Annotated in this window: 24 protein-coding genes; 16 read left to right on the top strand and 8 right to left on the bottom strand. The window is 71.3% G+C overall.

The genetic code is table 11. The features are described 5' to 3' along the window. The first annotated feature begins 176 nt into the window (after nucleotides 1–176). The 3 genes from aceA (at nucleotide 177) to A4R43_RS20410 (ending at nucleotide 4,317) form a co-directional block, all read left to right on the top strand. The gene (gene aceA, locus A4R43_RS20420) at nucleotides 177–1,463 is read left to right on the top strand and encodes an isocitrate lyase (protein WP_113693799.1); all 1,287 of its coding nucleotides are present in this window, start codon (nucleotides 177–179) and stop codon (nucleotides 1,461–1,463) included. A 135-nt stretch (nucleotides 1,464–1,598) separates the two neighbouring features. After that, nucleotides 1,599–3,200: a malate synthase A gene (gene aceB, locus A4R43_RS20415; RefSeq protein WP_113693798.1), complete on the top strand. Its 1,602-nt coding sequence runs from the start codon at nucleotides 1,599–1,601 to the stop codon at nucleotides 3,198–3,200. Nucleotides 3,201–3,330: 130 nt separating this feature from the next. Beyond that, nucleotides 3,331–4,317: a M28 family metallopeptidase gene (locus tag A4R43_RS20410; protein WP_113693797.1), complete on the top strand. Its 987-nt coding sequence runs from the start codon at nucleotides 3,331–3,333 to the stop codon at nucleotides 4,315–4,317. Between the two features lie 606 nt (nucleotides 4,318–4,923). On the opposite strand, the gene A4R43_RS20405 is transcribed toward A4R43_RS20410, so the two are convergent. Continuing rightward, nucleotides 4,924–6,177: a glycosyltransferase family 4 protein gene (locus tag A4R43_RS20405; protein ID WP_113693796.1), complete on the bottom strand. Its 1,254-nt coding sequence runs from the start codon at nucleotides 6,175–6,177 to the stop codon at nucleotides 4,924–4,926. A 71-nt stretch (nucleotides 6,178–6,248) separates the two neighbouring features. On the opposite strand from A4R43_RS20405, the gene A4R43_RS20400 reads away from it, so the two are divergent. The 5 genes from A4R43_RS20400 to A4R43_RS20380 all read left to right on the top strand — a co-directional run bounded on the left by A4R43_RS20400 (nucleotide 6,249) and on the right by A4R43_RS20380 (nucleotide 11,166). Beyond that, on the top strand, nucleotides 6,249–7,970 hold the full coding sequence (locus tag A4R43_RS20400) for a glycoside hydrolase family 2 protein (RefSeq protein WP_113693795.1): 1,722 nt from the start codon (nucleotides 6,249–6,251) through the stop codon (nucleotides 7,968–7,970). 76 nt (nucleotides 7,971–8,046) lie between these two features. Further along, nucleotides 8,047–8,466: a pyridoxamine 5'-phosphate oxidase family protein gene (locus tag A4R43_RS20395; RefSeq protein ID WP_113693794.1), complete on the top strand. Its 420-nt coding sequence runs from the start codon at nucleotides 8,047–8,049 to the stop codon at nucleotides 8,464–8,466. Further along, entirely contained in the window at nucleotides 8,463–9,101 is a 639-nt protein-coding gene (locus A4R43_RS20390; RefSeq protein WP_113693793.1) for a response regulator, read from the top strand. The genes A4R43_RS20395 and A4R43_RS20390 overlap by 4 nt, the downstream gene beginning before the upstream one ends. A 51-nt stretch (nucleotides 9,102–9,152) precedes the next feature. Further along, complete coding sequence (locus A4R43_RS20385; protein WP_113693792.1) at nucleotides 9,153–10,166, top strand: GAF domain-containing sensor histidine kinase; 1,014 nt, start codon at nucleotides 9,153–9,155, stop codon at nucleotides 10,164–10,166. Between the two features lie 109 nt (nucleotides 10,167–10,275). Then, nucleotides 10,276–11,166 carry a nitroreductase family protein gene (locus A4R43_RS20380; protein ID WP_113693791.1) on the top strand — a complete coding sequence of 297 codons (891 nt, stop codon included), beginning with the start codon at nucleotides 10,276–10,278 and terminating at the stop codon, nucleotides 11,164–11,166. A gap of 132 nt (nucleotides 11,167–11,298) precedes the next feature. Here the strand turns inward: A4R43_RS20380 and A4R43_RS20375 are convergent, their stop codons facing one another. Genes A4R43_RS20375 through A4R43_RS20360 form a run of 4 tightly spaced genes read right to left on the bottom strand, consistent with a single transcriptional unit; the run spans nucleotide 11,299 to nucleotide 14,964 of the window. Then, entirely contained in the window at nucleotides 11,299–12,228 is a 930-nt protein-coding gene (locus A4R43_RS20375) for a methyltransferase (RefSeq protein WP_113697755.1), read from the bottom strand. Between the two features lie 17 nt (nucleotides 12,229–12,245). Next, nucleotides 12,246–12,731, bottom strand: coding sequence for a glutathione peroxidase (locus A4R43_RS20370; protein ID WP_113693790.1), 486 nt, complete (start codon nucleotides 12,729–12,731; stop codon nucleotides 12,246–12,248). Nucleotides 12,732–12,742: 11 nt separating this feature from the next. Continuing rightward, nucleotides 12,743–14,203 (bottom strand): glycoside hydrolase family 57 protein, encoded by a 1,461-nt coding sequence (locus A4R43_RS20365; RefSeq protein ID WP_113693789.1) that lies wholly within the window; start codon nucleotides 14,201–14,203, stop codon nucleotides 12,743–12,745. Further along, nucleotides 14,200–14,964 carry a class I SAM-dependent methyltransferase gene (locus A4R43_RS20360; RefSeq protein ID WP_113693788.1) on the bottom strand — a complete coding sequence of 255 codons (765 nt, stop codon included), beginning with the start codon at nucleotides 14,962–14,964 and terminating at the stop codon, nucleotides 14,200–14,202. Before A4R43_RS20360 ends, A4R43_RS20365 begins: the two co-directional genes overlap by 4 nt. A 45-nt stretch (nucleotides 14,965–15,009) precedes the next feature. Between A4R43_RS20360 and A4R43_RS20355 the strand changes: the two genes are divergently transcribed. Then, nucleotides 15,010–15,441, top strand: a complete 432-nt coding sequence (locus A4R43_RS20355; protein WP_113693787.1) for a hypothetical protein — start codon at nucleotides 15,010–15,012, stop codon at nucleotides 15,439–15,441. A gap of 174 nt (nucleotides 15,442–15,615) precedes the next feature. Here the strand turns inward: A4R43_RS20355 and A4R43_RS43370 are convergent, their stop codons facing one another. Further along, nucleotides 15,616–15,774, bottom strand: a complete 159-nt coding sequence (locus tag A4R43_RS43370) for a hypothetical protein (RefSeq protein WP_205215385.1) — start codon at nucleotides 15,772–15,774, stop codon at nucleotides 15,616–15,618. Nucleotides 15,775–15,861: 87 nt separating this feature from the next. Further along, entirely contained in the window at nucleotides 15,862–16,686 is an 825-nt protein-coding gene (locus A4R43_RS20350; protein WP_205215384.1) for a DegV family protein, read from the bottom strand. A 265-nt stretch (nucleotides 16,687–16,951) separates the two neighbouring features. Between A4R43_RS20350 and A4R43_RS20345 the strand changes: the two genes are divergently transcribed. The 7 genes from A4R43_RS20345 to mnmA all read left to right on the top strand — a co-directional run bounded on the left by A4R43_RS20345 (nucleotide 16,952) and on the right by mnmA (nucleotide 24,234). Further along, the gene (locus A4R43_RS20345) at nucleotides 16,952–17,740 is read left to right on the top strand and encodes an electron transfer flavoprotein subunit beta/FixA family protein (RefSeq protein WP_113693785.1); all 789 of its coding nucleotides are present in this window, start codon (nucleotides 16,952–16,954) and stop codon (nucleotides 17,738–17,740) included. 22 nt (nucleotides 17,741–17,762) lie between these two features. Next, complete coding sequence (locus A4R43_RS20340) at nucleotides 17,763–18,722, top strand: electron transfer flavoprotein subunit alpha/FixB family protein (RefSeq protein WP_113693784.1); 960 nt, start codon at nucleotides 17,763–17,765, stop codon at nucleotides 18,720–18,722. A 130-nt stretch (nucleotides 18,723–18,852) separates the two neighbouring features. Continuing rightward, the gene (locus tag A4R43_RS20335) at nucleotides 18,853–19,635 is read left to right on the top strand and encodes a GNAT family N-acetyltransferase (RefSeq protein ID WP_113693783.1); all 783 of its coding nucleotides are present in this window, start codon (nucleotides 18,853–18,855) and stop codon (nucleotides 19,633–19,635) included. Next, nucleotides 19,632–20,513 (top strand): lysophospholipid acyltransferase family protein, encoded by an 882-nt coding sequence (locus tag A4R43_RS20330; RefSeq protein WP_113693782.1) that lies wholly within the window; start codon nucleotides 19,632–19,634, stop codon nucleotides 20,511–20,513. The genes A4R43_RS20335 and A4R43_RS20330 overlap by 4 nt, the downstream gene beginning before the upstream one ends. A 33-nt stretch (nucleotides 20,514–20,546) precedes the next feature. Next, nucleotides 20,547–21,905, top strand: a complete 1,359-nt coding sequence (locus A4R43_RS20325; protein WP_113693781.1) for an MFS transporter — start codon at nucleotides 20,547–20,549, stop codon at nucleotides 21,903–21,905. A gap of 44 nt (nucleotides 21,906–21,949) precedes the next feature. After that, nucleotides 21,950–23,140, top strand: coding sequence for a cysteine desulfurase family protein (locus A4R43_RS20320; RefSeq protein WP_113693780.1), 1,191 nt, complete (start codon nucleotides 21,950–21,952; stop codon nucleotides 23,138–23,140). A gap of 5 nt (nucleotides 23,141–23,145) precedes the next feature. Next, nucleotides 23,146–24,234: a tRNA 2-thiouridine(34) synthase MnmA gene (gene mnmA, locus A4R43_RS20315; protein ID WP_113693779.1), complete on the top strand. Its 1,089-nt coding sequence runs from the start codon at nucleotides 23,146–23,148 to the stop codon at nucleotides 24,232–24,234. Nucleotides 24,235–24,577: 343 nt separating this feature from the next. Here the strand turns inward: mnmA and A4R43_RS20310 are convergent, their stop codons facing one another. After that, nucleotides 24,578–24,973 carry a GNAT family N-acetyltransferase gene (locus A4R43_RS20310; RefSeq protein ID WP_113697754.1) on the bottom strand — a complete coding sequence of 132 codons (396 nt, stop codon included), beginning with the start codon at nucleotides 24,971–24,973 and terminating at the stop codon, nucleotides 24,578–24,580. Nucleotides 24,974–24,997: the final 24 nt, after the last annotated feature.

Raw genomic sequence — 24,997 nt, 5'->3', positions numbered from 1 at the left:
CGATCCCGTGAACGATCAAGCCGGTCGCTCTGCGAACAAGGTGTTCGCAACCTTCGCCTGCATGCTACGAAAAATTTGCAAAATTTGGCAAATTGGAGCTCTGGCCGCGTTTCCCCAGCACATGCCATGGTCAGGACAGGAAGCGAGGAATCGCAAAGTTCGCAAAGGTGGGAAAGATGGCTGACACGGTCAACAGGGAGCAGGCGGCGGCAGAGCTTGCGAAGCAGTGGGAGACCGACCCCCGCTGGCAGGGTGTGGACCGTACCTACAGCGCGGCCGACGTGATCAAGCTGCGCGGCAGCGTGGTCGAGGAGAACACGCTCGCCCGGCTCGGCGCGGAGAAGCTGTGGAAGCTGCTGCACACCGAGGACTACATCCACGCGCTGGGTGCCCTCACCGGTAACCAGGCCGTCCAGCAGGTGCGTGCCGGGCTCAAGGCGATCTACCTGTCGGGCTGGCAGGTGGCCGCCGACGCGAACCTGTCCGGCCAGACCTACCCGGACCAGAGCCTGTACCCGGCCAACTCGGTGCCCGCGGTGGTCCGCCGGATCAACAACGCGCTGGGCCGCGCCGACCAGATCACCTGGGCGGAGGGCAACACCGACATCGACTGGTACGCCCCGATCGTCGCCGACGCCGAGGCGGGCTTCGGTGGCCCGCTCAACGCGTTCGAGCTGATGAAGGGCATGATCGCGGCCGGTGCCGCGGGCGTGCACTGGGAGGACCAGCTGGCCTCGGAGAAGAAGTGCGGCCACCTCGGCGGCAAGGTGCTCATCCCGACCAAGCAGCACGAGCGCACGCTGAACGCCGCCCGCCTCGCCGCGGACGTGGCCGACGTGCCGTCGCTGATCATCGCCCGCACCGACGCGCAGGCCGCCACGCTGATCACCAGCGACGTGGACGAGCGCGACCAGAAGTTCATCACCGGTGAGCGCACCGCCGAGGGCTTCTACAAGGTGCGCAACGGCATCGAGCCGTGCATCGAGCGCGGGCTGGCCTACGCCCAGTACGCCGACCTGCTGTGGATGGAGACCTCCGAGCCCGACCTGGAGGTGGCGCGGAAGTTCGCCGAGGCGATCAAGGACAAGTACCCGAACCAGCTGCTGGCCTACAACTGCTCGCCGTCGTTCAACTGGAAGAAGCACCTGGACGACGCGACCATCGCGAAGTTCCAGCGCGAGCTGGGCCACATGGGCTACAAGTTCCAGTTCATCACGCTGGCCGGCTTCCACGCGCTGAACTACTCGATGTTCGACCTGGCCAAGGGTTACGCGAACGAGGGCATGACCGCCTACGTGGACCTGCAGGAGCGCGAGTTCGCTTCGGAGGAGCGGGGTTACACCGCCACCAAGCACCAGCGCGAGGTCGGCACCGGCTGGTTCGACCAGGTGGCCACCGCGCTGAACCCGGAGAGCTCGACCACCGCGCTCACCGGCTCCACCGAAGAGGCCCAGTTCCACTGAGCCATCGAGGTTGCTGATCCCCGGAGGCCGCCGGTGCCGCCCCCTTGGTAGTCGCCCGCACGACTGGGGCGGCCCGGTGGCCTCCCTTCCCCTTTCTTCTTTCTCCCGCGAGAAGCCCGTTCCCGGAGGAACCAGATGTCCGACAAGCTCGCCTACCGCATCGACCTCACCGGTCCGAGCGCCGACCGGTTCGACGAGATCCTCACCCCGGCCGCGGTGGAGTTCGTGGCCAAGCTGGACAACGAGTTCGCCGGCCGCCGCCGTGAGCTGCTCGACGAGCGGCGCCTGCGCCGGGAGAAGCTGGCCAGCGGCGAGGAGAAGCTCGGGTTCCTGCCGGAGACCGCGCACATCCGCAACGACGAGTCGTGGCAGGTCGCCCCGGCCGCGCCCGGCCTGGAGGACCGCCGCGTCGAGATCACCGGGCCGACCGACCGCAAGATGACGGTCAACGCGCTCAACTCCGGGGCCAAGGTGTGGCTGGCCGACTTCGAGGACGCCAACTCGCCGACCTGGCACAACATGATCGACGGGCAGCTCAACCTCTACGACGCCATCCGCCGCGACATCGACTTCACCGGCGAGAACGGCAAGCGCTACACCATCGGTGACGAGCCGGCCACCATCGTCGCCCGTCCCCGTGGCTGGCACCTGGTGGAGAAGCACATCCGCATCGACGGCCGCCCGGTCTCGGCGAGCCTGGTCGACTTCGGCCTGTTCTTCTTCCACAACGCCCGCCAGCTGCTCGCCCGCGGCCGCGGCCCGTACTTCTACCTGCCGAAGCTGGAGAACCACCGCGAGGCGCGGCTGTGGAACGACGTCTTCCGCTTCGCCCAGCGGGAACTCGGCCTGCCGCAGGGCGCGATCCGGGCCACCGTGCTGATCGAGACGATCACCGCCGCCTTCGAGATGGACGAGATCCTCTACGAGCTGCGCGAGCACGCGGCCGGGCTGAACGCCGGGCGCTGGGACTACATCTTCAGCGTGATCAAGAACTTCAGCGAGCACGGCGCCGACTTCGTGCTGCCGGACCGCGCGCAGGTCACCATGACCGTGCCGTTCATGCGGTCCTACACCGAGCTGCTGGTCCGGACCTGCCACAAGCGCGGCGCGCACGCCATCGGCGGCATGGCCGCGTTCATCCCCAGCCGCGACCCCGAGATCAACGCGAACGCGCTGGAGAAGGTCCGGCAGGACAAGGAGCGCGAGGCCGGTGACGGCTTCGACGGTTCGTGGGTGGCGCACCCCGGTCTGGTCCCGGTCTGCCGCGAGGTGTTCGACCAGGTGCTCGGCGGCTGGCCGAACCAGCTCGGCAAGCTGCGCGAGGACGTCGTGGTCACCGCTGAGGACCTGCTCGACGTGGCCAGCGCGGGCGGTGAGGTCACCGAGGAGGGGCTGCGCGCCAACATCAACGTCGGCCTGCGGTACCTCGACTCGTGGCTGCGCGGCACCGGCGCGGCCGGCATCTCGAACCTGATGGAGGACGCGGCCACCGCGGAGATCGCGCGCTGCCAGGTGTGGCAGTGGATCCGCAACGGCACGAAACTGGCCGACGGCACCGCGATCACCACCGAGCTGGCCTACGAGATGCTGCGTGAGGAACTCGGCCGCATCCACGCCGAACTCGGCGCGGGCAACCGGCTCGACGACGCTCGCGACATCTTCGTCGAGACCGCGCTCGGGGAGAAGCTGCCCGCGTTCTTCACCACCTCGGCCTACGCGCGGTACCTGACCTCCTGAGCTTTCGAAAACATCCGGAACCCGCAACTTTAGGTACGCCTACTTAGCGGGTTCCGGATTGTTTTCGCGCGCGGCCACCAGGCAGGCTCCGGCGAGTCGGACAATCTCCCCCTCGCTGAGGAGTTTCACGATGAGACTGCGTCAAGCGCTGGTCCTGGTGGCCGCGTCCGCACTGCCGATCGCAGTGCTGACCGCGCCCGCCTCCGCCGCACCGGTGTTGGCCGCGCCGGACATCCCGGTGGCCAATGTGCAGGCCCACCTCACCGCACTGCAGAACATCGCCACCGCCAACGGCGGCAACCGCGCGCACGGGCGCCCCGGGTACAAGGCGTCGATCGACTACGTCAAGGGCAAGCTCGACGCCGTCGGTTACCAGACGCAGCTGCACACCTTCACCTACAACGGCACCACCGGCTACAACCTGATCGCCGACTGGCCGGGCGGTGACCCGAACAACGTGCTGATGGCCGGTGGGCACCTCGACAGCGTCAGCGTCGGCCCGGGCATCAACGACAACGGCAGCGGCTCGGCCGGGCTGCTGGAGGTCGCGCTCACCGTGGCCAAGCAGAACCTGCAGCCGCAGAAGCACCTGCGGTTCGGCTGGTGGGGTGCCGAGGAACTGGGCCTGATCGGCTCGACGCGGTACGTGAACAGCCTGACCGCCGCCCAGCGCGCGGTGATCAAGGGCTACGTGAACTTCGACATGACCGGCTCGCCGAACCCCGGGTACTTCGTGTACTCCAGCTCGGGGCAGCCCGCCGGGTCGACCACCATCGAGAACGCGCTGAAGGCCGGGTTCCAGGCCAAGGGCGTGCCGACCGAGCTGACCAGCGTCGGCGGGCGGTCCGACCACGCCGCGTTCGCCAGGGCGAACATCCCGACCGGCGGCACGTTCAGCGGGGCCGAGGGCATCAAGACCTCGGCGCAGGCCCAGAAGTGGGGCGGCACGGCGGGGCTGGCCTACGACCGCTGCTACCACCGCTCGTGCGACACCACGAGCAACATCAGCGCCACCTCGCTGGACCGGCACACCGACGTGATGGCGCACGCACTGTGGTCACTGAGCGGCGCTCCGGCGCGAACGGCCACGCTCGACTGCGTGCGCTGCCCGCTCTGAGTGAACCAGCCCTCGTGGTCGCGTGACTGGAGCCGCGACCACGGGGGCGCTCAACCCCTGGTGTCCCTGGTGTCTGGTGTCACGAATGTGGCTTTCGAGACGTTTGGCGTCTCGAATGTGGCTTTCGTGACATCACCCTCCCCTCCCGCGTTCGACCCCCACCCCTCCCGCGGCGGGCGCCGTGCAATGAATGTGGCTTTCATAGCGTCTGGCGCAATGAAAGCCACATTCATTGCACTGGCCGCGGGCACTGGGCAGCGGGCACCGGGCAGCTGGGGGCGGGCACCGGGCACCACCGGGCGGCGGCCCCGGGCGGCGACCGGCGCTGGACACGAATGTGGCTTTCGGGGCGAAATCGGCCCCCAAAGCCACATTCGTGTCCGCCGACGGGTCCCAGCTCCGGTCCCAGCCCTGGGTCCCGGCTCCGAGGCTCGGCCGAGGCCCCCGCTCGGGGGCTCGGCCCGGCCCGGCGGCCCGGCGGCCCGGCGGCCCGGTCCGGAGGCTCGGCCCGGGAGCCCAGCCCCGAGCCCAGCCCGGGAGCCCAGCCCGGAGGCCCAGCCCTGGGGCCCAGCTCGGGAGCCCAGCCCGGGGGCTCAGCCCTGGGGCTCAGCCGGGGAAGGCGTTGCCGGTGGCGATTTTCGGGCGGCCCAGTACCTCGGGCTCGGAGATCTTCGCCCGGCGGTAGACGGCCGCGGTGTCTTCGGCGATCCGGCACCAGTCGAAGTCCGCGGCCAGCCGGGCCTGCGCGGCGGCGGCGCGGCGTCGCGCGGCCCGGTCGTCCGCCAGCACGGTGTTCACCGCGGCACCGAGCGCGGCCACGTCACCCGGCGCGAACGCCAGCCCGGTCACCCCGTCGATGACCACCTCGCCGAGCCCGCCCGCGGTCGACGCCACCAGCGGCGCCTTCGCGGCCGCGGCCTCCAGCGCGACGATCCCGAACGGCTCGTACCGGCTCGGCAGCACCACCGCGTCCGCCGCGGCCAGCACCGCGCGCAGGTCGCGGTCGGACAGGTGCCCGACGAACTCCACCGCCCGCCGGATGCGCAGCTTCCTCGCCTGCTCGACCAGCTCGTCCAGGTGCCGCCCCTTGCCGGCCACCACCAGCCGCGTGCCCGGATGGTCGCGCCGGATGCGCGGCAGCGCGGCGAGCAGGTCCTGCACGCCCTTCTCCCACTCGAGACGGCCGAAGTAGAGCAGCAGGGGAGCGCCCTCGGGGCTGTAGGTCCGCCGCGCGTGCTCGACCTCGGCGGCGGGCACCTGCCAGCCGCGTTCCTCGATGCCGTTGTGGATCACGGTGATCTCCTCCGGCGACACCTCGAACAGGTGCCCGACCTCCGCGCGCATCGCCTGCGAGCAGGTGATCAGCGCGTCGGACCGGTTCGCCAGCCACCATTCCACCGAGTGCACCTGCTGGTTGAGCGGGTGCGACAGCCAGCCGGAGTGCCGCCCGGCCTCGGTGGCGTGGATGGTGCCGACCAGCGGCACCCGCGCGGCCTCGGCCAGCGCGATCGCCGGGTGCGTGACCAGCCAGTCGTGCGCGTGCACCACCTCGGGCTGCCAGCCGCGCAGCAGCTCGTTGCCCGCGCGGACCATCGCGTGCCCCATGGCCAGCGTCCAGGCCACCAGGTCGCGCTCGAAGGTCACGTGCATCGGGTCCTCGGCGACCCGGATGATCCGCACCCCCTCGACCACCCGATCGGTCAGCGGATGCGTCGAAGCGTCGGTGCCGGCCACGTGGCGGCAGAGCACCACGACCTCGTGCCCGTCGCGGACCAGATGCCTGGCCAGCGCGTGGACGTGCCGGGCCAGCCCGCCGACGACCACCGGCGGGTACTCCCACGAGAGCATCAACACGCGCATGAGGGGCAGGTTACTCGTGAGTCAAGACGGCTCCGTGCGGCCGTGGCGGATCTTTGCCAGCATCGGGGGTGATGAGCACCGACTGGACGCCCAAGGAACCCGTACTGCCCACCCCGTGGACACACCAGGTCGGCCCGGGCAACGCCCTGCCGGAGTACCCGCGCCCGCGGCTGGTGCGGGACCGCTGGCTCAACCTCAACGGCCTGTGGGAGTACACCACCGAGCACAGCCGCGGCGAGCTGATCCTGGTGCCGTACCCGCCGGAGTCCACGCTGTCCGGCATCGGCAGGCACGACGACCTGATGTGGTACCGCCGCACCTTCGAGCTCCCGGCGGACTGGGCGGGGGAGCGGGTGCTGCTGCACTTCGGCGCGGTCGACCAGCGTGCCCGCGTCTGGGTGAACCACCAGCTGGTCGCCGAGCACGAGGGCGGCTACACCGAGTTCAGCGCGGACATCACCGGGGCGCTGCGCGCGAGCGGCCCGCAGGAGGTGCTGGTCCGCGCCGAGGACCGGGCGGACATCGGCACCCATCCGCTGGGCAAGCAGCGCCTCGACCCCGGCGGCATTCTCTACACCGGCGCGTCCGGCATCTGGCAGACCGTCTGGCTCGAACCGGTCCCGCGTGACCACGTCCGGCGGCTCGACGTCGACAGCGACCTGACCGGGCTCACCGTCACTCCGCGTGTTTCCGGTGGCGATCGGGTGGAGATCGTGGTCAGTACCCGAGAGGGTGATGAGGTCGCCCGTGCCGAGGGGCCGGCGGGCCGCGCGATCCGCGTCGAGGTGCCGTCACCGCGGTTGTGGTCGCCGGACGACCCGTACCTGTACGACCTGACCGTCCGGCTGGGTGACGACCTCGTGCGCTCCTACGCCGGGTTGCGCACCATCGGCGTCGCCCGCGACGAGCGCGGTCGGCCGAGAATCGCGTTGAACGGCCGCGTCACCTTCCTGCACGGCCCGCTCGACCAGGGGTACTGGCCGGACGGCATCTACACCGCGCCCACCGACGAGGCACTGCGGTTCGACCTGGAGAAAACCAAGGAACTCGGCTTCAACTTCGTCCGCAAGCACGCCAAGGTCGAACCGGCGCGCTGGTACCACTGGGCCGACCACCTCGGCCTCCTGGTCTGGCAGGACATGCCGTCGCTGCCCGTCCTGCTGGACAACCCGCCGGGCCCGCAAGCACCGCCCGTGCCGGAGGCGCGGCAGCGGTTCGAGGCCGAGCTGCTCGAACTCATCGACCAGCTGCGCGGGGTCACCTCGCTGGTCGGCTGGGTGCCGTTCAACGAGGGCTGGGGCGAATACGACACCGTGCGGATCTCCGCGCTGGTGCGCGAAGCCGACCCGACGCGCATGGTGAACGCGAGCAGCGGCGTGAACTGCTGCCATTCGCACCACGACACCGGCGCGGGCGACATCTACGACGACCACACCTACGTCGGTCCCGGCCGTCCCGAAATCATCGACACCAGGGTGACCGTCGACGGCGAATACGGCGGCCTCGGCCTGGTGCTGCCCGACCACGTCTGGCCGGGACCGCCGATGGCCTACGAAATGGCGGGTGATCGCGAAGAACTGACCCGCCGCTACGCCGAAGTGAGCGAGGAACTCGCGCGGATCGTGCCGGAGGTGGGCCTTTCCGGCGCCATCTACACCCAGACCACCGACGTGGAGAACGAGGTGAACGGGTTCTTCACCTACGACCGCCGGGAAGCCAAGCTCGACATCGCGGTGGCCGCGGCACACAATCGGAAGGCGATCGAGGCGGGCAGCCAGCCCCAAGATCGGTGACTTTCGGCCCTTTCCCGTCGCGCGCCGGGTTTGCCAGGTTGAGCCGGTGCGCCGGGGAAGCACACCGGAGGAAAACATGGGCGGTTCGCGCGCGGAGTCGCTGAGCCACGGCGAATGCCTGCGCCTGCTGGGAAGGGCGGGGGTGGGGCGGGTGGTGTACACCAAGCACGCGATGCCGGCGATCGACCTGGTCGCGTACACGATGCGCGAAGGCGCGGTGATCATCCGCAGTCCCGGCGATAGCGAACTGCCCGCCGCGGTGCGCAACGCGGTGGTGGCCTTCCAGGCCGACCGGCTCTCCGCCGACCTGGCCGACGGCTGGACGGTGAGCGTGGTCGGGCACGCCACCGAGATCTCCGACCGGACCGAAGTCACCGAACTGGCCGCGCTGCCCGAGCTGTCCGCCCCGCCACCGTGGGCCACCTCCGGCGCCGATCGGTTCCTCAAGATCACCGTGAAGCTGGCGTCCGGCACCCGGATGGGCGACGGGCGATGATCGGCGTCTTCCTGGTCGACGACCACGAGGTGGTCCGGCGCGGGGTGGCGCACCTGCTCGAAGCGGATCCGGAGCTGGAGGTGGTCGGCGAGGCGGGCACGGCGGCGCAGGCGATGGCCAGGATTCCCGCGCTGCGGCCGGACGTCGCGGTGCTCGACGTGCGCCTGCCCGACGGCAACGGGGTGGAGCTGTGCCGCGACCTGCGCTCACGCCTGCCCGGCCTGCACTGCCTGATGCTCACCTCGTTCACCGACGAGCAGGCCATGCTCGACGCGATACTGGCCGGCGCGGGCGGTTACGTGATCAAGGACATCGACGGCGTGCGGCTGGTGTCCGCGGTGCGCGACGTCGGTTCCGGCCTTTCGCTGCTGGACAACCGCGCGGCCGCCGCGCTGATGGCCAAGCTGCGGGCCGACGTGGCCGCCGACGGCCCGCTCGCCGGGTTGTCCGACCGCGAGCGGGAACTGCTCGGCTTCATCAGCGACGGCCTGACCAACCGCCAGATCGCCGCGCGGATGAACCTGGCCGAGAAGACCGTGAAGAACTACGTTTCGCGCCTGCTCACGAAACTCGGCATGCAGCGGCGCACGCAGGCGGCGGTGCTGGCCACCCGGTTGCGCGGGCAGCGTCGCTGATCGCCTGGTCGGCGCTGTCCTTCGGCGGGACCGGGTGCGAATCTGGTTCGTGTGACCGAGGGTGAGGTCCTCCGCCTGGTCGTGGTCCGTGCCCGTGAGCTGATCGGCGCCGACCACGTCCTGCTCGCGTTGCCCGAGCGGGACGAACTGGTGGTCGTCGCCGGCGCGGGACGGGCTGAGGCCGCCTTCGACGGACGGCGGTTCCCGGTCGACGGCACGATCGGCGGTGCCGCGTTCCGGACCGGGAAACCCCGCCGCTCAGTGACCCCGGGACCCGGCCTCGACGAGGAGTCGGGTGCCTCGCTGGCGGTACCGCTGCGGCTCGGTGACGCCGTGCTGGGTGTGCTGATCGCGTTGCGGGACAAGGGAAAGCCGGTTTTCTCGGCGGACAGGGTGCCGCTGGCCACCGGCTTCGCCGAGCAGGCCGCGCTGGCCGTGCACACCGCGCGGGAGCAGGTGCGCCGGCACGAGCTGGACCTGCTCAACGAGCGCGACCGGATCGCCGGTGAACTGCACGACCACGTGATCCAGCGGCTGTTCGCGGTCGGCCTTTCGCTGCAGACCCTCGGCCGCTCGATCGAAGCACCCGAACTCCGGCGGCGGCTGACCGACTGCGTCGAGGACCTGCAGGAGGTGGTCCGCGAAATCCGCGGCACGATCTTCGACCTGCACGGCGATCCGGCGGGCGCGACCTGGCTGCGACGGCGGCTCCAGCAGGCGATCGACGAGCTGACCGACGGCACCGGGGTGCGGGCGATCGTGCGGATGTCCGGTCCGCTCAGCGTGGTCCCGCCCGAGCTGGCCGCGCACGCCGAGGCGGTGGTGCGCGAGGCGGTGGGCAACACCGTGCGGCACGCCAAGGCGCGGTCGGTCACCGTGGCGGTGGCGGTGGAGAACGAGCTGAGCATCGGCGTCACCGACGACGGCACCGGCCGTTCGCCCGAATCGGTCCACAGTGGACTCGCCGCGCTGGCGGCACGGGCCGCGGACGCCGGTGGCACGCTGCACGTGCAGGCTTCGCCCGAAGGGGGCACCAGCCTGCTCTGGTCGGTGCCGCTGCCCTGAGCGGTACCGGCGGAAGTCCCTGCCGTCCGGGGACTTTCGGCCCTGCGGGCCCGGCCGCTGGCTGTGCGATCGTCGAGCACGAGCCCTTTCCCGGTGAAGGAGGCGCGCGATGAACCCCGACGAGCGGACCGTGCGGACCGCGATCGAGCTGGCCGTGCGCGCGCCTTCGGTGCACAACTCGCAGCCGTGGCGGTGGCGGCTCGGCGGCCGGACCGTGCACCTCTGCGCCGGGCGCGACCGCCAGGTGCGCGAGACCGATCCGAATGGGCCCGAGCTGCTGCTCGCCTGCGGGGCCGCGTTGCACCACCTGCGGATCGGGTTCGCCGTGCAGGGCTGGCGCACGCGGGTGTACCGGCTGCCCGACCCGGCCGAGCCGGACCACCTGGCCGAGATCGAGCCGTATCCCGGCGAGCCGGGTGCCGACGAGGTGGCGCTGGCCGCGGCCATTCCGCGACGGCGCTCCGACCGGCGCCGCTACGACCCGCGGCGGCCGCCGGAAGCACACGTGTCCCTGGTGATCGACCGCGCCCAAACCGCCGGCGTGCTGGTGCGCGCCGTCACCGACCGCAGGGCGCGGCCACAGCTGGTGCGGGCGCTCGCCGAATGCGCCCGCCACCAGCTGCTGGGGCCCGCCGTGCTGCTCGAACTCGCCGCGTGGCGCGGGCACTGGCCGCCGAGCGTGCCGGACCACGACCACGAATCGGTGCTGCTGGTGCTCGGCACCCGCGCCGACGACCGGGCGGCGCGGTTGCGCGCGGGGGAGGCGATGAGCGAGGTCCTGCTGTCGGCCACCGGGCTCGGCCTGGCCAGCTGCGCGCTGACCGATCCGCTCGGGAGCATCGACGTGCGCCCGACCCTGGCGAAGGAAGTGCTCGACGGCGCGCACCCGCAGGTGGTGTGCCGCCTGGGCTGGGCGAGGCTGAACGCCGAGCCGCTCCCCGCCACCACACGGCGGCCGCTGGACGAGGTGGTGCAGAACTTCGCCGCGGCCGCCGTGTGACCAGGGGCCGCGAGCGGCCGGTCAGGCGTGCACAGCCACCGGTCACTCGCGGCCCGCCAGGCCGTCCCCGGGGTGGGCGGGGCCGGGCGGTACCGCGCGGAGTGCTCGCCGCACGGCACACCCGGCCCCGCCTCAGCCCGCGGTGAACTCCAGTGCCGTGCGCCCGTCCGCGACCGGCGTGACCGACCGCCGGCGCAGGCCGCAGTCCTCGGCCAGCGCGGTCAGTTCGGCGACCGTGCGTTCCCGGCCCCCGAAGCACATCAGCATGAACAGGTCGATCCCGGTGGTGGCGCCTTCGCCTCGCAGCGGCTCGATGACCACGACGGTGCCGCCCGTCTCGCGGCAGCGCGTGAGGATCGCCCGGGCGTTGTCGTCGTCCCAGTCGTGGAGGATGTCGGACAGCAGGTACGCGTCGGCGCCGGTGGGCAGCGGGTCGAAGAAGCTGCCGGTGACGGCATTCGCCCGGTCGCCGAGCCCGGCCGCTTCGAAGCGGGCGCGGGCGGCGTCGGCGGTCGGTGCCAGTTCCACCACCTGACCCCGCAGCCCGGGATGCGCGGTCAGGATCGCCGCGAGCACCTGCCCGTCCCCACCGCCGACGTCCACGACCGTCCCGAACCGGCCCCAGTCGAAGCGGTCGGCGAGTTGCCCGGCCTGTTCGCGGAACCGCCAGTTCATCTGCGCGTCGAACGAGCGCCGCAGTTCCGGGTGCGCGTCGAGATCCGCCCAGAAATCCCGCCCGTACCGCCGCGGGTACGCGGGCGCGCCGGTGGTGATCGTGCCCAGGAGATCGGCGAAAGCGAGTTCGGCCCGGCCACCGGCGCGGTTGATGTCGAGCAGCAGCTTCGGCCATTCCTCACGCAGCTGCGCGCCGAGCGCCGTGGGCCGGTACCGGCCGGAGTCCACTTCGAACACCCCGGCCGCGACGAGGTGGTCGAGCAGGCATTCCAGCGCCGGGGCCGAAGTTCCCGTCGCGGTGGCGAGGTCCTGCGCGGTTCCTTCGTGCTCGGCCAGGCCGAGCGTCGCGGCCACGCGAATGGCCATCGGGGTGGCCAGATCGGCCATCGCCAGAATGGACACGATCAGGGCAAGGCGGCTTCGATGGCCTTGACCACGGCCTCGTCTTCCGGGTCGGTGCGCGGCCGGAACCGGGCCAGCACTTCGCCGTCCGTGCCGACGAGGAACTTCTCGAAGTTCCACTGCACATCGCCCGCTTCACCGTCGGCGTCGGCGAACTCGGTCAGCGAGGCGTAGAGCGGGTGCCGCCCGTCGCCGTTCACCTCGATCTTGGCGAACAGCGGGAAGGTCACGCCGTACGTGGTCGAGCAGAACGTGCGGATTTCCTCGGCGCTGCCCGGCTCCTGCCCGGCGAACTGGTTGCACGGGAAGCCGGCCACGGAGAACCCCCGCGAGCCGAAGCGCTCCTGCAACTTCTCCAGCCCGGTGTACTGCGGTGTCAGCCCGCACTTCGACGCCACGTTCACCACCAGCAGCACCTTCTCGCCCAGCGCGCCGAGCGTGGTCGGCTCACCGTCGAGGGTCTCCACCGGAATGTCCTTGATACCCATCAGAAATCCCCTTACAGATCGCGGGCATCGAGGTGCCCGAACGGCCGGTCGTCCGACCGGGTCCCGTGGCCACCGGCCAGCGCGTCGAAGCGCTCGGTGTGCACGCGTGCCCGCCGCCGAGCGTAGTCGGCCGCGGAGTCCTTGGTGACCATGAACGCCCAGTCGCTGGACAGCGCCAGCAGCGCCTCGGTCACCAGCTGGTCCCGCACCGGGTCGCGGTGGCCCGGCGCGGCGGGCGGCAGGGCGAGCAGGCGCCGCTGCAACTCGGTGTTCGCGGTGACCATGTCGGCGACCTGCTCGCCGTCCCACACCCGCCAGTCCTTGCCCGAACCCCACGAGGACGCGGGCAGCTCGACCGGCGCGCCCAGGTGACCGGCGTCCAGCGCACCCTGCAGCGTGGTCACCCGCACCCCGGCTTCCGGCAGCGCGCGCAGCACGGCCTCCAGCCACGCCGGGCCTTCGTGCCACCAGTGCCCGAACAACTCCGTGTCGTACGCGGCCACCACCAGCGATTCGCGCCCGTGCTGCTCCCGCAGCGAACGCAGCCGCGTCACCACGGTGTCCACGAAGTCCTTGACGTGCAAGCGAAGCGTGTCCGCGGCCAGCGCCGGGTCGTAGGGCGCCTTGTCCGCCGGTTCGATCTGCTTGCCGGTCACGCGCGACGGCTTGAGCCCGACTTCGTGTGCCCAGGTGTGGAAGTCCCGGTACGAGCCGTGCCCCGGATACCCAGCCTTCGGTGACCAGACCCGGTAGGTGACCTCGAGATCGCGCCCGAAGCACACCACGTCCGACGAACCGACGGTGCGGGCCGCGGAGGTGTCCCCGCGCAGCGAAGGCCCGTCCACCAGGAACCGCTGCACGCCCGCCGCCGCGTAGTCGGCCTCCATGCCCGGCGCGTACCCGCATTCCGGCGCCCAGATGCCGGCCGGTCGGTGCCCGATGCGCAGTTGCGTGTCGGTGAGCCCGGTGCGCAGCGCGAAGGTACGCACCCGCGGGTCGAGCAGCGGCTGGAACGGGTGCGTGGCCGGGCCGCCGAGCAGCTCGATCGTCCCGGCGTCCACAAGGGACCGCAGCACCGGCGAAAACCCGTGCCGCCAGCGGGTTTCCAGTTCCTCACAGGCGTGGTCGGCGGCCAGGTGCTCGGCGGCGGCCAGTGAGCGGAGCAGCGGGTCGCCGGACCACAGCGTGGACGCGTGCCGAGCCCGCAGCTGCCAGTGCCCGAGCCAGTGGTGGAAGTTGCGCAGGCAGTACGGGTCGTCCAGCTGCGCGGCCAGTACCGGCGTGACGCCCAGGGTGAGCACGTCGCGCTTGCCCTCGTCGGCGAAGCGGCGCAGCAGGTCCACCACCGGCAGGTACGAATGCGCCCACGCCTGGTACAGCCATTCCTCGCCGACCGGCCAGGAACCGTGGTGCGCCAGCCACGGCAGGTGGCTGTGCAGCACCAGGCAGAAGGTGCCCTCGTGCTCGCTCACGGCCGCACCGCCACGGCGACCAGGTCCAGGCTCGCGTCGAGGTCGTCACCGTGCACCACGAAGTCGCCGGTGCGGATGGAATCGACGTCGGCGAGCAACTCGGGCGGCCAGGTGGCCTGGCCGGGCAGCGAGCCCATCACCACGTCGAGCTGCGCCTGGATGATCGAGCCGCCGTACCGCTCGTCGAGCGCGCGCACCGCCGGGCCGTGGTGCAGCCCGTGCAGCAGTTCCACCTCGAAGCCCGCTTCGCGCAGCAGCTCGTCCAGCTCGGCGGCCGAGAGTTCCCTGGTGTGGTACGGGTTCAGCGGGACGTCGCTGTCCGGGGTGAAGGTGAGCCGGTTCGGCGTGGTCACCAGCAGCCGCCCGCCGGGGCGCAGCACCCGCAGGCATTCGGCGAGGAACCCGCCCTGGTCCCAGAGGTGCTCGATCACCTGGAAGTTCGCCACCACGTCCACAGTGGACGAACGCAGCGGCAGGCAGGCGAGATTGCCGCGGATCACGTCGAGCGCCGGGTAGCGCCGGGCCACGTGCGCGGTGGTCGGCTCGTCGTAGTCCAGCGCGAGCACCCGCGGGGCGGAGGTGGCGATCAGCCCGGCGCCGTAACCTTCGCCACACCCGGCCTCCAGCACCGTCGCACCGGCGCAGTAGGGGAGCAGGGCGGCGTACGCGGCTTCGTGGCGCCGGAACCAGTAGTTCTCCTCCGGCACGTCCGGCACGGTGCGTTCTCCGGTGAGGTGCAGGGCCTCGGCGGGGGTGGTCACCGGCTCACCCTGTCACATTCGGCGGGGCTACCCAGTCCAAAGGTCATGCAGTCGACATTCACGCGCGCCGCGCTGGCGCTGTTCGCTCTCGTCGGATTCGCCACCGGGGTCTGGGCCTGCTTCCTCCCGGACTCCTTCTACCTGGACTTCCCCGGCTTCCGCAGCGGCTGGGTCTCGGCCGACGGGCCGTTCAACGAGCACCTGGTCCGCGATGTGGGGGCCATGTTCCTGGCGCTGGGCGTGGTCGCCGCGGGCGCGCTCGGCCTGAAGACCACCGGCGCCGCGCGCCTGGCCGGGGCGGCCTGGCTGGTGCTCGGCGTGCCGCACACCACGTACCACCTGATCCACCTGCACCTGCTGGAGCCGGTGGACCAGGTGCTCAACGCCGTCGGCCTGGTAGCAGGCACCCTCGTCGCCCTGGCCGTGCTGCTAGTCCCAGGAAAGCGGCGCGCCCCCGCAAAACCCGCGGCCGCGTAGCCCCGGCCCCACCTGCGAGGTCGCGCCGATGACTGGAGCGGGCTCTGGACTCGGCCCCCAAGGCCGTGGCCAGAGCCCGCTCCAGTCATCGGCCCAAAAGCGACCTCGCCGCCCCGCCGGAGGCGGGGCCGAAAACTCAGCGGGGCAAAAAACTCAGCGGGGAGCCCTCGTGGATCAATAACCGCGAGGCTTCTTGCCGCGCAACTTGCCGAGCGCGTCCTTGGCCTGCTGGCGCTTGCGGGGATCATTGGCGTACTGCTTGACCTGCGCGATCGTCCGCCTGCCCTGCGGGCTCCTGGCGAACCGCGCGATCTTCTGGAACAGCGATGCCATCTCTGGTCCTCTCCTGCGCGTGGCGGTTTGTCCGGTTCGCCACGACAACGAACCGCGGGTCCACGCGGTTCCCCGGCAGGTACCCGCTCAGTTCGACGGCGAAACGGTGATGCCCAGCGCGCCGGGCCCGACGTGCGCGCCGATGATCGTGCTGGCTTCGAGCGTCATGGTCTCGCGCACCTGCGGGATCCGGTGCCGCAGCTGCTCGGCCAGTTCCAGCACGCGCTCGTCGTCGCCGAACCGGACCAGTGCCACGTCCACCGGCTTGCCGCGTGCCTCCTTGGTGGCGAGGTCGACCAGCTTGTTCAGCGCGCGGCGGCGGCCGGGCACCCTGGACAGCGGGGCGACCTCGCCCTCGCGCACGGTCAGCAGCGGCTTGAGGGAGAGCGCGCTGCCGACCATCGCCTGCGCCGAGCCGATCCGGCCGCTGCGCTTGAGGTATTCGAGGGTGTCCACGTACAGCAGTTCCTTGCTGGTGCGGAAGCGGTACTCGGCGGCCTCGATCACCCGTCGCGGGTCCGCGCCCGCAGCCGCCGCGCGGGCCGCGGAGAGCGCCGCGAAGCCCAGGCTCATGCCCGTGGTGCCGCTGTCGAGCACGTGCACCGGGATCTGCACCTGCTGCGCGGCTTCCCTGGCCGCCTCCACCGTCGCGGACATCCGCCCGGAGATGTGGATGCTGACGATCGCGGTGGCGCCACGGCTCATCGCGTCCTGGTACGCCCAGAAGAACGCACCCGGATCGGGCGGCGAGGTGGAGACCGGCTGACCGGCGCGCATGGCCGCCAGCAACTCGGCGCGCGCGAAGCGCTGCTCGTCGTCGAGTCGGTCCCCGACGTGCAGCTGGACCTGCGCGATGCCGATGTCCCACTGGTCGGCGAGCTGTTCGGGCAGGCAGGCGGTCGAGTCGGTCATCACGGCTACGTGGTTCGCCACAGTCAGGCAGGCTAACCCCAGTGCGTCCGAATGGTGCAATCCCGATGCCACTGGATGGGATGGAGCACACACCGTACGCAGTCCGCCGACAACTAACGGGACGATCGTCCCGATATTTGGCTCATCCAGGTGAATGCGGTCACCTCGGCGCGCCACCACCCGGGCACCTGCGCTTAACTACCGGCGAGTACAGCCCTGCGGGCGCGCTGAGGCGCCCGAAATAACGGGAGGTCGTGAAGGACCCATGACGAACATCGTTGTCCTGGTCAAGCAGGTGCCCGACACCTACTCCGAGCGCAAGCTCAGCGAGTCCGACCACACCCTTGACCGCGAGTCCGCCGACGCGGTGCTCGACGAGATCAACGAGCGTGCGGTCGAAGAAGCGCTGAAGATCAAGGAAGCCGGCGAGGGCGAGGTGACCGTGCTCGCGGTCGGCCCGGACCGCGCCACCGACGCGATCCGCAAGGCGCTCTCGATGGGGGCCGACAAGGCCATCCACGTTTCCGACCCGGCGCTGCACGGCTCCGACCTGCTCGCCACCGCGAAGGTGATCGCCGCCGCGGTGCGCAAGGTGGAGAACGTGGACCTGGTGATCGCCGGGAACGAGGCCTCCGACGGCCGCGGCGGCGCGGTACCCGCGATCGTGGCCGAGCTGCTCGGCCTGCCGCAGCTCACCCACGCCCGCCAGCTCACCGTCGAGGGCACCTCGGTCAAGGTCGACCGCGAGACCGCGGACGAGGGCCTGACCCACCTCGAGGCGAGCCTGCCCGCGCTGGTCAGCGTCACCGAGAAGATCAACGAGCCGCGGTACCCGTCCTTCAAGGGCATCATGGCCGCGAAGAAGAAGCCGGTGGAGACGCTCACCGTCGCCGACCTCGGGGTCGACGCGGGTGAGGTCGGCCTCGCCAACGCCTGGTCCGCCGTGGTGGAAGCCGCGCCGAAGCCCCCGCGCACCGCGGGTGAGCGCGTCGAGGACAACGGCGACGGCGGCACGAAGGTCGCCGAGTACCTGGTCGGCCAGAAGATCATCTGAGACTTGCGAGGAGACGGGAAACATGTCTGAAGTTCTGGTCCTCGTCGACCACGTCGACGGTGAGGTCAAGAAGTCCACGCTCGAGCTGCTGACCGCGGCCCGCGCGCTCGGCGAGCCGTCGGCCGTGGTGGTCGGCGAGCCGGGCACCGCCGCCAAGGTCAAGGACAGCCTGGCCGCCCACGGTGCCGCGAAGGTGTACGTGGCCGAGTCCGCCGAGGCCGCCACCTACCTGGCCACCCCGAAGGTCGACGCGCTCGCGCTGCTGGCCGAGAAGGCCTCCCCGGCCGCGGTGCTGGTGTCCGCGACCGCCGAGGGCAAGGAGGTGTCGGGCCGCCTCGCCGCGCGCCTGGACGCCGGTCTGCTGATCGACGTGGTCGGGGTCAACTCCGACGGCACGGTCGAGCAGTCGGTTTTCGGTGGCGCGTACTCGGTGAAGTCGAAGTCCGCCAAGGGCACGCCGATCATCTCGGTCCGCCCCGGCGCGGTCGAGGCGGAGAAGGCCGAGGGTGCCGCCGCGGAGGAGGCCGTCGAGCTGCCCGCGGTGGACCCGGCCAAGTCGGCCAAGATCACCGGCGTGGAGCCGATCGTGGGCGGCGACCGCCCCGAGCTGACCGAGGCCTCGATCGTGGTCTCCGGTGGCCGCGGTGTCGGTTCGGCGGAGAAGTTCGACGTGGTGGAGAAGCTGGCCGACTCACTCGGCGCGGCCGTCGGCGCGTCGCGTGCCGCGGTCGACTCCGGCTACTACCCGGCGCAGTTCCAGGTCGGCCAGACCGGTAAGACGGTCTCGCCGCAGCTGTACATCGCGCTGGGCATCTCCGGCGCGATCCAGCACCGGGCCGGGATGCAGACCTCGAAGACGATCATCGCGGTCAACAAGGACCCCGAGGCCCCGATCTTCGAGATCGCCGACTTCGGCGTGGTGGGCGACCTGTTCAACGTCGCGCCGCAGCTGACCGAGGCCGTCGCCCAGCGCAAGGGCTGACGCTTTCCTCGCGGGTTCTCGGCCTCCTCGTACCTGAGAGGAGGCTGAGAACCCGCTATTAACTGAACGTGCACCGAGACGCCACCGCGCGGCCGGTCCGGTGGTTCTTCCCGGGCGTAGACCTACGGGTATGACTCGATCACAGCTGCTCGTCAGCACTGATCAGGCCGGTGTCGAGCTGCCGGCGGGCGCGCCCCGCTATTCGCTGCTCGTCGCCAACGACAACGACGAAGTGGTCGCCGCCCAGCGCCTGCGTCACCGCGTTTTCGCCGAGGAGATGGGCGCCACCCTCCACTCGCCGCAGCCCGGGCTCGACATCGACGAGTTCGACCGGTTCTGCGACCACCTGGTGGTCCGCGACGACAACAGCGGCGAGATCGTCGGCACCTACCGCATGCTGCCGCCCGAGCGCGCCGCCGAAGCCGGGCGCCTCTACTCGGACACCGAGTTCGACCTGACCGCGCTGGCCGGCCTGCGCCGCTCGCTGGTCGAGACCGGCCGGTCCTGCGTGCACCCCGACCACCGCAGCGGCGCCGTGGTCAGCCTGGTCTGGGCGGGCATCGCCCGCTACATGCTGCTGTCCGGGCACCGCTACCTCGCCGGCTGCGCCTCGGTCCCGCTGACCGACGGGGGCAGCTACGCCGCCGGCGTCTGGGATCTGTTGCGCACCAAGCACTACGCCGCCGACGAACTGCGCGTGCGGCCGCTGCACCCGTGGCACCACGAGGACGTGGACCGGCCGGCGCGGGCCGTGCTGCCGCCGCTGATCAAGGGGTACGTCCGGCTCGGCGCCAAGGTGTGCGGCCCGCCCGCGCTGGACGCCGACTTCGGCGTCGCCGACTTCCTGGTGCTGCTCGACCTGCAGAACGTCGACGAGCGGTACCTGAAGTTCTTCCTGGGAGCGGCGGGATGAGCACGCACCCGTGGATGCCGCCGTCGCCGTGTGGTGACCACTGCCTCACCACCGGCGAGCCGACCGTCCACTTCGTCCGCCGCGTGCTCCGCTTCACCGCGGCGATCCTGATGGTGCTGACCGCGCTGCTGGCGGTCCCGGCGCTGCTGGTGCTGCGCGGCCGGGCGCGGGACCGCCTGGTGCGCCTGGTGTTCGGCGGCGTGCTGCGCTCGTTCGGCATCCGGCTGGTGGTGCACGGCGGTGCCGACCTGGCGGGCGACCCGGCCCGTGGCGCGCTGGTGGTGAACAACCACATCTCCTGGCTGGACATCGTCGCGATCAACGCGGTGCGCCCGATGCGGGCGCTGGCCAAGCGCGAGATCGCCGGCTGGCCGGTGCTCGGACTGCTGGTGTCCAAGGCGGGCACGATCTTCCTGGACCGCGAGAAGCTGACCACCTTGAAGTCCACAATGGACGAACTAGCCGAAGCGCTGCGCGGTGGTTCGCTGGTCAACGTCACGCCCGAGGCGACCACCTGGTGCGGTCGCGCGTCCGGCCGGTTCACCACGGCCACCTTCCAGGCCGCGATCGACGGCGGGGTACCGGTCCGGCCGATCGCGCTGCGCTACCGGCTGGCCGACGGCCGGGAGACCACCTGGCCCGCGTTCATCGGCCCGGAGTCGCTGATCGCCTCGCTGCGCCGGGTCGCCCGGTTGCGCGGGCTGGTGCTGGAAGTCTTCGTCTGCCCGGAAATCGCGCCGGGCCGGGCGGCGGACCGCCGGGAACTGGCCGGGCTCGCCGAAGCCGCGGTGTCGGCCGCGCTCGGTACCGTCTCGATCCCCGCGCAGCGCCGCCGCAAGGTCGTGGTCGCTTCGCCGGAACGCGCGAAAGTGAGTTGACCTCCACCGAGGTGGAGATAGCAGGCTGGGGCGATGACCGACACCCTGGCCAAGGGCCGCGGTGTGCTCTGGACCAGGGAGCACCGCGTCACCACCACCGGCATCCTGCTGGTGATCACGCTCGTCGCGTTCGAGAACATGGGCGTGGCGACGGCGATGCCGACCATGGTCGCCGATCTCGACGGCACCGCGCTGTACTCCTGGCCGTTCACCTCGTTCCTGGTCGCCAGCGTGGTGGCCACCGTGCTGTCCGGCAGGCTCGGCGACGCCCGCGGCCCGAAGCTGGGCCTGCTCACCGGCCCGCTGCTGTTCCTGGCCGGGCTGGTGGTCGCCGGGACCGCGGTGAACATGCCGCTGCTGCTGCTCGGCCGGGTGCTGCAGGGCTTCGGGTCCGGGCTGGTGCTGGTGGCGGTGTCCCTGCTGATCGGGCTGGTCTACACCGACCGCGAACGCCCGGTGATCTACGCGGCGAACGCGGCGGCGTGGGTGCTGCCCGGCGTGCTCGGGCCGTCGATCGCCGGGCTGGTCACCGAGCGCTTCGGCTGGCGGTGGGTGTTCCTCGGGCTGATCCCGCTGGTGGGCATCGCGGTCGCGCTGCTGTTGTCGGTGGTGCGGCGGATGGAACCGCACGTGCCCGGCGAAACCGAGCGGCGGGCCGGAGTGCCGTCGGCGGTGGTCGTCGCGATCGGTGTGGCCGCGCTGACCTGGGCCGCGCAGCACCCGTCACCGCTGGCGCTGGTGTACGGCGCGGCCGGTGCGGTGGCGCTGGTGCTTTCGCTGCGGCGCCTGCTGCCGCCCGGCACGCTCACCCTGCGCGCCGGACTGCCGACCGTGGTCGGCGCGCGGGCCCTGCTTTCCGGTGCGTTCTTCGGCATGGAGGCGTTCCTGCCGCTGACGCTGAGCAGCGTGCACGGCTACAGCCCGGCGACGGCCGGTCTGCCGCTGACGGTCACCGCGCTCGGCTGGTCGGCCGCGTCGATGCTGCAGGGGCGGTATCCCGACTGGTCGCGGGAGGTGTTGCTGCGCATCGGGTTCGCGCTGGTCGCGGTCGGTGTGGCGACCTTCGTGCTGGTGGCGCAACCGTGGTCGCCGGGCTGGCTCGCCTTTGCCTGCACCGCGATCGGCGGCGCCGGCATGGGGCTGGCGATGCCGTCGGTTTCGCTGCTCCTGCTGCGGTACTCGCCGGTGGCCGAGCGCGGGTTCACCATGTCGGCCAGCCAGCTGGGGGATTGGGTCGGCTCGGCGCTGACCGTCGGCTTCGGCGGGGTGCTGCTCACCGCCTTCGGCTCGGCCGAGCGGCCGTCGGCGGCAATGGCGGTGGTCGGGGCGTCGATGGCGGGCGTGGCGCTGGCCGGCTGGCTGGCGACCCGGCGGTGGCCGGAACGAGGGTAGGTGAGCATCGTCACACGCGCTCCGGGGCTACCCTGGTGGGTGCGATGACCTATCTCGACCACGCGGCTACCACCCCCATGGTGCCCGCCGCCGTCAAGGCGATGACCGAGGCCTTGTCCACCGTGGGCAATGCCTCCTCGCTGCACTCTTCGGGGCGGCGCGCGCGGCGGCTGGTCGAAGAGGCCAGGGAGACCGTGGCCGGGGCGCTGGGCGCCCGGCCGTCCGAGGTGATCTTCACCGGCGGCGGCACGGAGAGCGACAACCTGGCGGTCAAGGGCATCTTCTGGGCGCGCAACGCGGCGGACGGCAAGCGGCGCCGCCTCCTGGTCAGCGCGGTCGAGCACCACGCGGTGATGGACACCGCGGAGTGGCTTGCCGAGCACGCGGGCGCCGAGGTCGAGTGGCTCGCCGTGGACGAGACCGGCCGGGTCGACCCGGCCACCCTGCGCGCGGCGATCGAGCGCGACCCCGGCGGCGTCGCCCTGGCCACGGTGATGTGGGCGAACAACGAGGTCGGCACGGTCAATCCGATCGCCGAGCTGGCCGCGATCTGCGCCGAGCACGGCATCCCGCTGCACACCGACGCGGTGCAGGCGGTCGGCGCGGTGCCGGTGTCCTTCGCCGAAAGCGGTGCGTCGGCGCTGACGCTGACCGGGCACAAGATCGGCGGGCCGTACGGCGTCGGGGCACTGCTGCTCAGCCGCGACACGGCGTGCACCCCGCTGCTGCACGGCGGTGGCCAGGAGCGCGACGTGCGTTCCGGCACGCTCGACGTGCCCGCCATCCACGCTTTCGCGGTCGCCGTGCAGGCCTCGGTCGAGGCGCAGCCGGAGCACGCGAAGCTGGTCGGCGAGTTGCGTGAGGAACTGGTCACCGCGGTGCTGCGCGAGGTGCCGGACGCCCGGCTCAACGGGCACCCCGAGCACCGGATCCCCGGCAACGCGCACTTCACCTTCCCCGGGTGCGCCGGGGACAGCCTGCTGATGCTGCTCGACGCCAAGGGCATCGAATGCTCCACCGGTTCGGCGTGCACCGCCGGGGTGGCGCAGGCGAGCCACGTGCTGCTGGCGATGGGTGCCGAACCGGCATCGGCTCGCGGTTCGCTGCGGTTCTCGCTGGGGCACAACTCCACCCGCGAGGACGTGGCGGCGCTGGGCGCGGTGATCGGCGGGGTGGTTGCGCGGGCGCGGCAGGCAGGACTTTCCGGAATGCGCAAGGCGAAGGCGGAGGTGTGACACGCATGCGCGTATTGGCCGCGATGAGCGGTGGCGTGGATTCGGCGGTCGCGGCCGCCCGCGCGGTGGCGGCCGGCCACGAGGTGGTCGGCGTGCACCTGGCCCTGTCGGCGAAGCCCGGCACGCTGCGCACCGGTTCACGCGGGTGCTGCACGATCGAGGACTCGCGTGACGCCCGGCGTGCCGCGGACATCCTCGGCATTCCCTTCTATGTATGGGACTTCGCCGAGCGGTTCACCGAGGAAGTGGTGGAGACCTTCGTCGGCGAGTACGCCGCCGGTCGCACCCCGAACCCGTGCGTCACCTGCAACGAGAAGATCAAGTTCGAGGCGCTGCTGGACAAGGCGATGGCGCTCGGCTTCGACGCGGTGGCCACCGGGCACTACGCGCGGTTGTCCATTGTGGATGGTGTGCCGGAACTGCGCCGCAGCGTGGATTCCGGTAAGGACCAGTCCTATGTGCTCGCTTCGCTGACGCCGGAGCAGCTGCGGCACTCGATGTTCCCGCTGGGCGACTCGTGGAAGACCGAGGTGCGGGCGGAGGCGGAGCGGCGGGAGCTGGCGGTCGCGCAGAAGCCGGACAGCCACGACATCTGCTTCATCCCGGACGGGGACACCAAGAGCTTCCTGGAAAAGCGGCTCGGGGCGCGGCCGGGTGACCTGGTCGACGCGGAGACCGGTGCCGTGCTCGGGCGGCACACGGGGGTGCACGGGTTCACCGTCGGGCAGCGCAAGGGCTTGGGCATCGAGGCACCTGCCCCGGACGGGCGGCCGCGGTACGTGCTTTCGCTGGAGCCGGTTTCGGGCACGGTGAAGGTCGGTTCGCAGCGGGACCTGGGCGTGAGCCGGATCGTCGCGGACCGCGCGGTTTGGCCGGCGGGGCCGCTTGACGGGCCGACGGAATGCGTGGCGCAGGTGCGGGCGCACGGCGGCCTGGCCCCGGCGGTGGCCGAGGTTGCGGGGGACGACGTGCTCGTCGAGCTGCGGGAGCCGCTGCGGGGGGTGGCTCCGGGGCAGGTTGTGGTGCTGTACCGGCCGGATGCGGAGGCTGGGGATCTGGTGCTGGGGAGCGCGAAGATTTCTGGTACCGGGTAGGACGTTGGGGTTGCCACCCCGGTTTTTTAGTGTGACGACGGCGAAGGCCAGCTTGTCAAGGCTGGGAAGAGTACCTTGACAAGCTGGCCTTCGCCGTGTTTTGGGCTGTGGACCGGGGATGGGAAGGCTGGGTGGGTTTTGGTGCAGGTGGGTAGCCCGGCTGCCGGTTTGTTGGTGGGTCGCCCGGCCGCCGGTTTGCTGGTGGGTGGCGCGGCGAGTGTCACGAATGTGGCTTTCGAGACGTTTGGTGTCCCGAAAGCCACATTCGTGACAACCGGGCCCGCCTGCCGCGGACACGAATGTGGCTTTCGGGGCGAAATCCGCTCCCAAAGCCACATTCGTGTCAGAACTCCAGTTTGAAGCCGGTGTGGGTGGGGGCGAAGCCCAGGCGTTCGTAGAACCGGTGTGCATCGGTGCGCCGCGCGTCCGAGGTCAGTTGCACGATGGCGCACCCCCGCGTCCGCGCCTGGTCGATGGCCCATTCCAGCAGCGTGGTCCCCAGCCCGGTGCCCCGCTGGCTCGAGTGCACCCGAACCCCCTCGATCTGGCCCCGCGTAGCACCTGTCCGCGCCATGCCGGGGATGATCGACAGCTGCAGCGTCCCGACCAGCACGCCATCCGCCTCCGCCACCACCAGTACCTGGTTCGGGTCGGCGTCGATGGCGTCGAAGGCCGCGAAGTACGGGCCCAGCTCCGACGGGTCTTCCCGCCCCGAGCCGATCGCGTCGTCCGCCAGCATGGTGGCGATGCTCGCCACGTCGTC

The sequence above is a fragment of the Amycolatopsis albispora genome (assembly GCF_003312875.1).
Taxonomy (GTDB): Bacteria; Actinomycetota; Actinomycetes; order Mycobacteriales; family Pseudonocardiaceae; genus Amycolatopsis; species Amycolatopsis albispora.
Note: the sequence above shows the minus strand (reverse complement) of the source record. Positions and strands in the feature narration are given on the sequence as shown.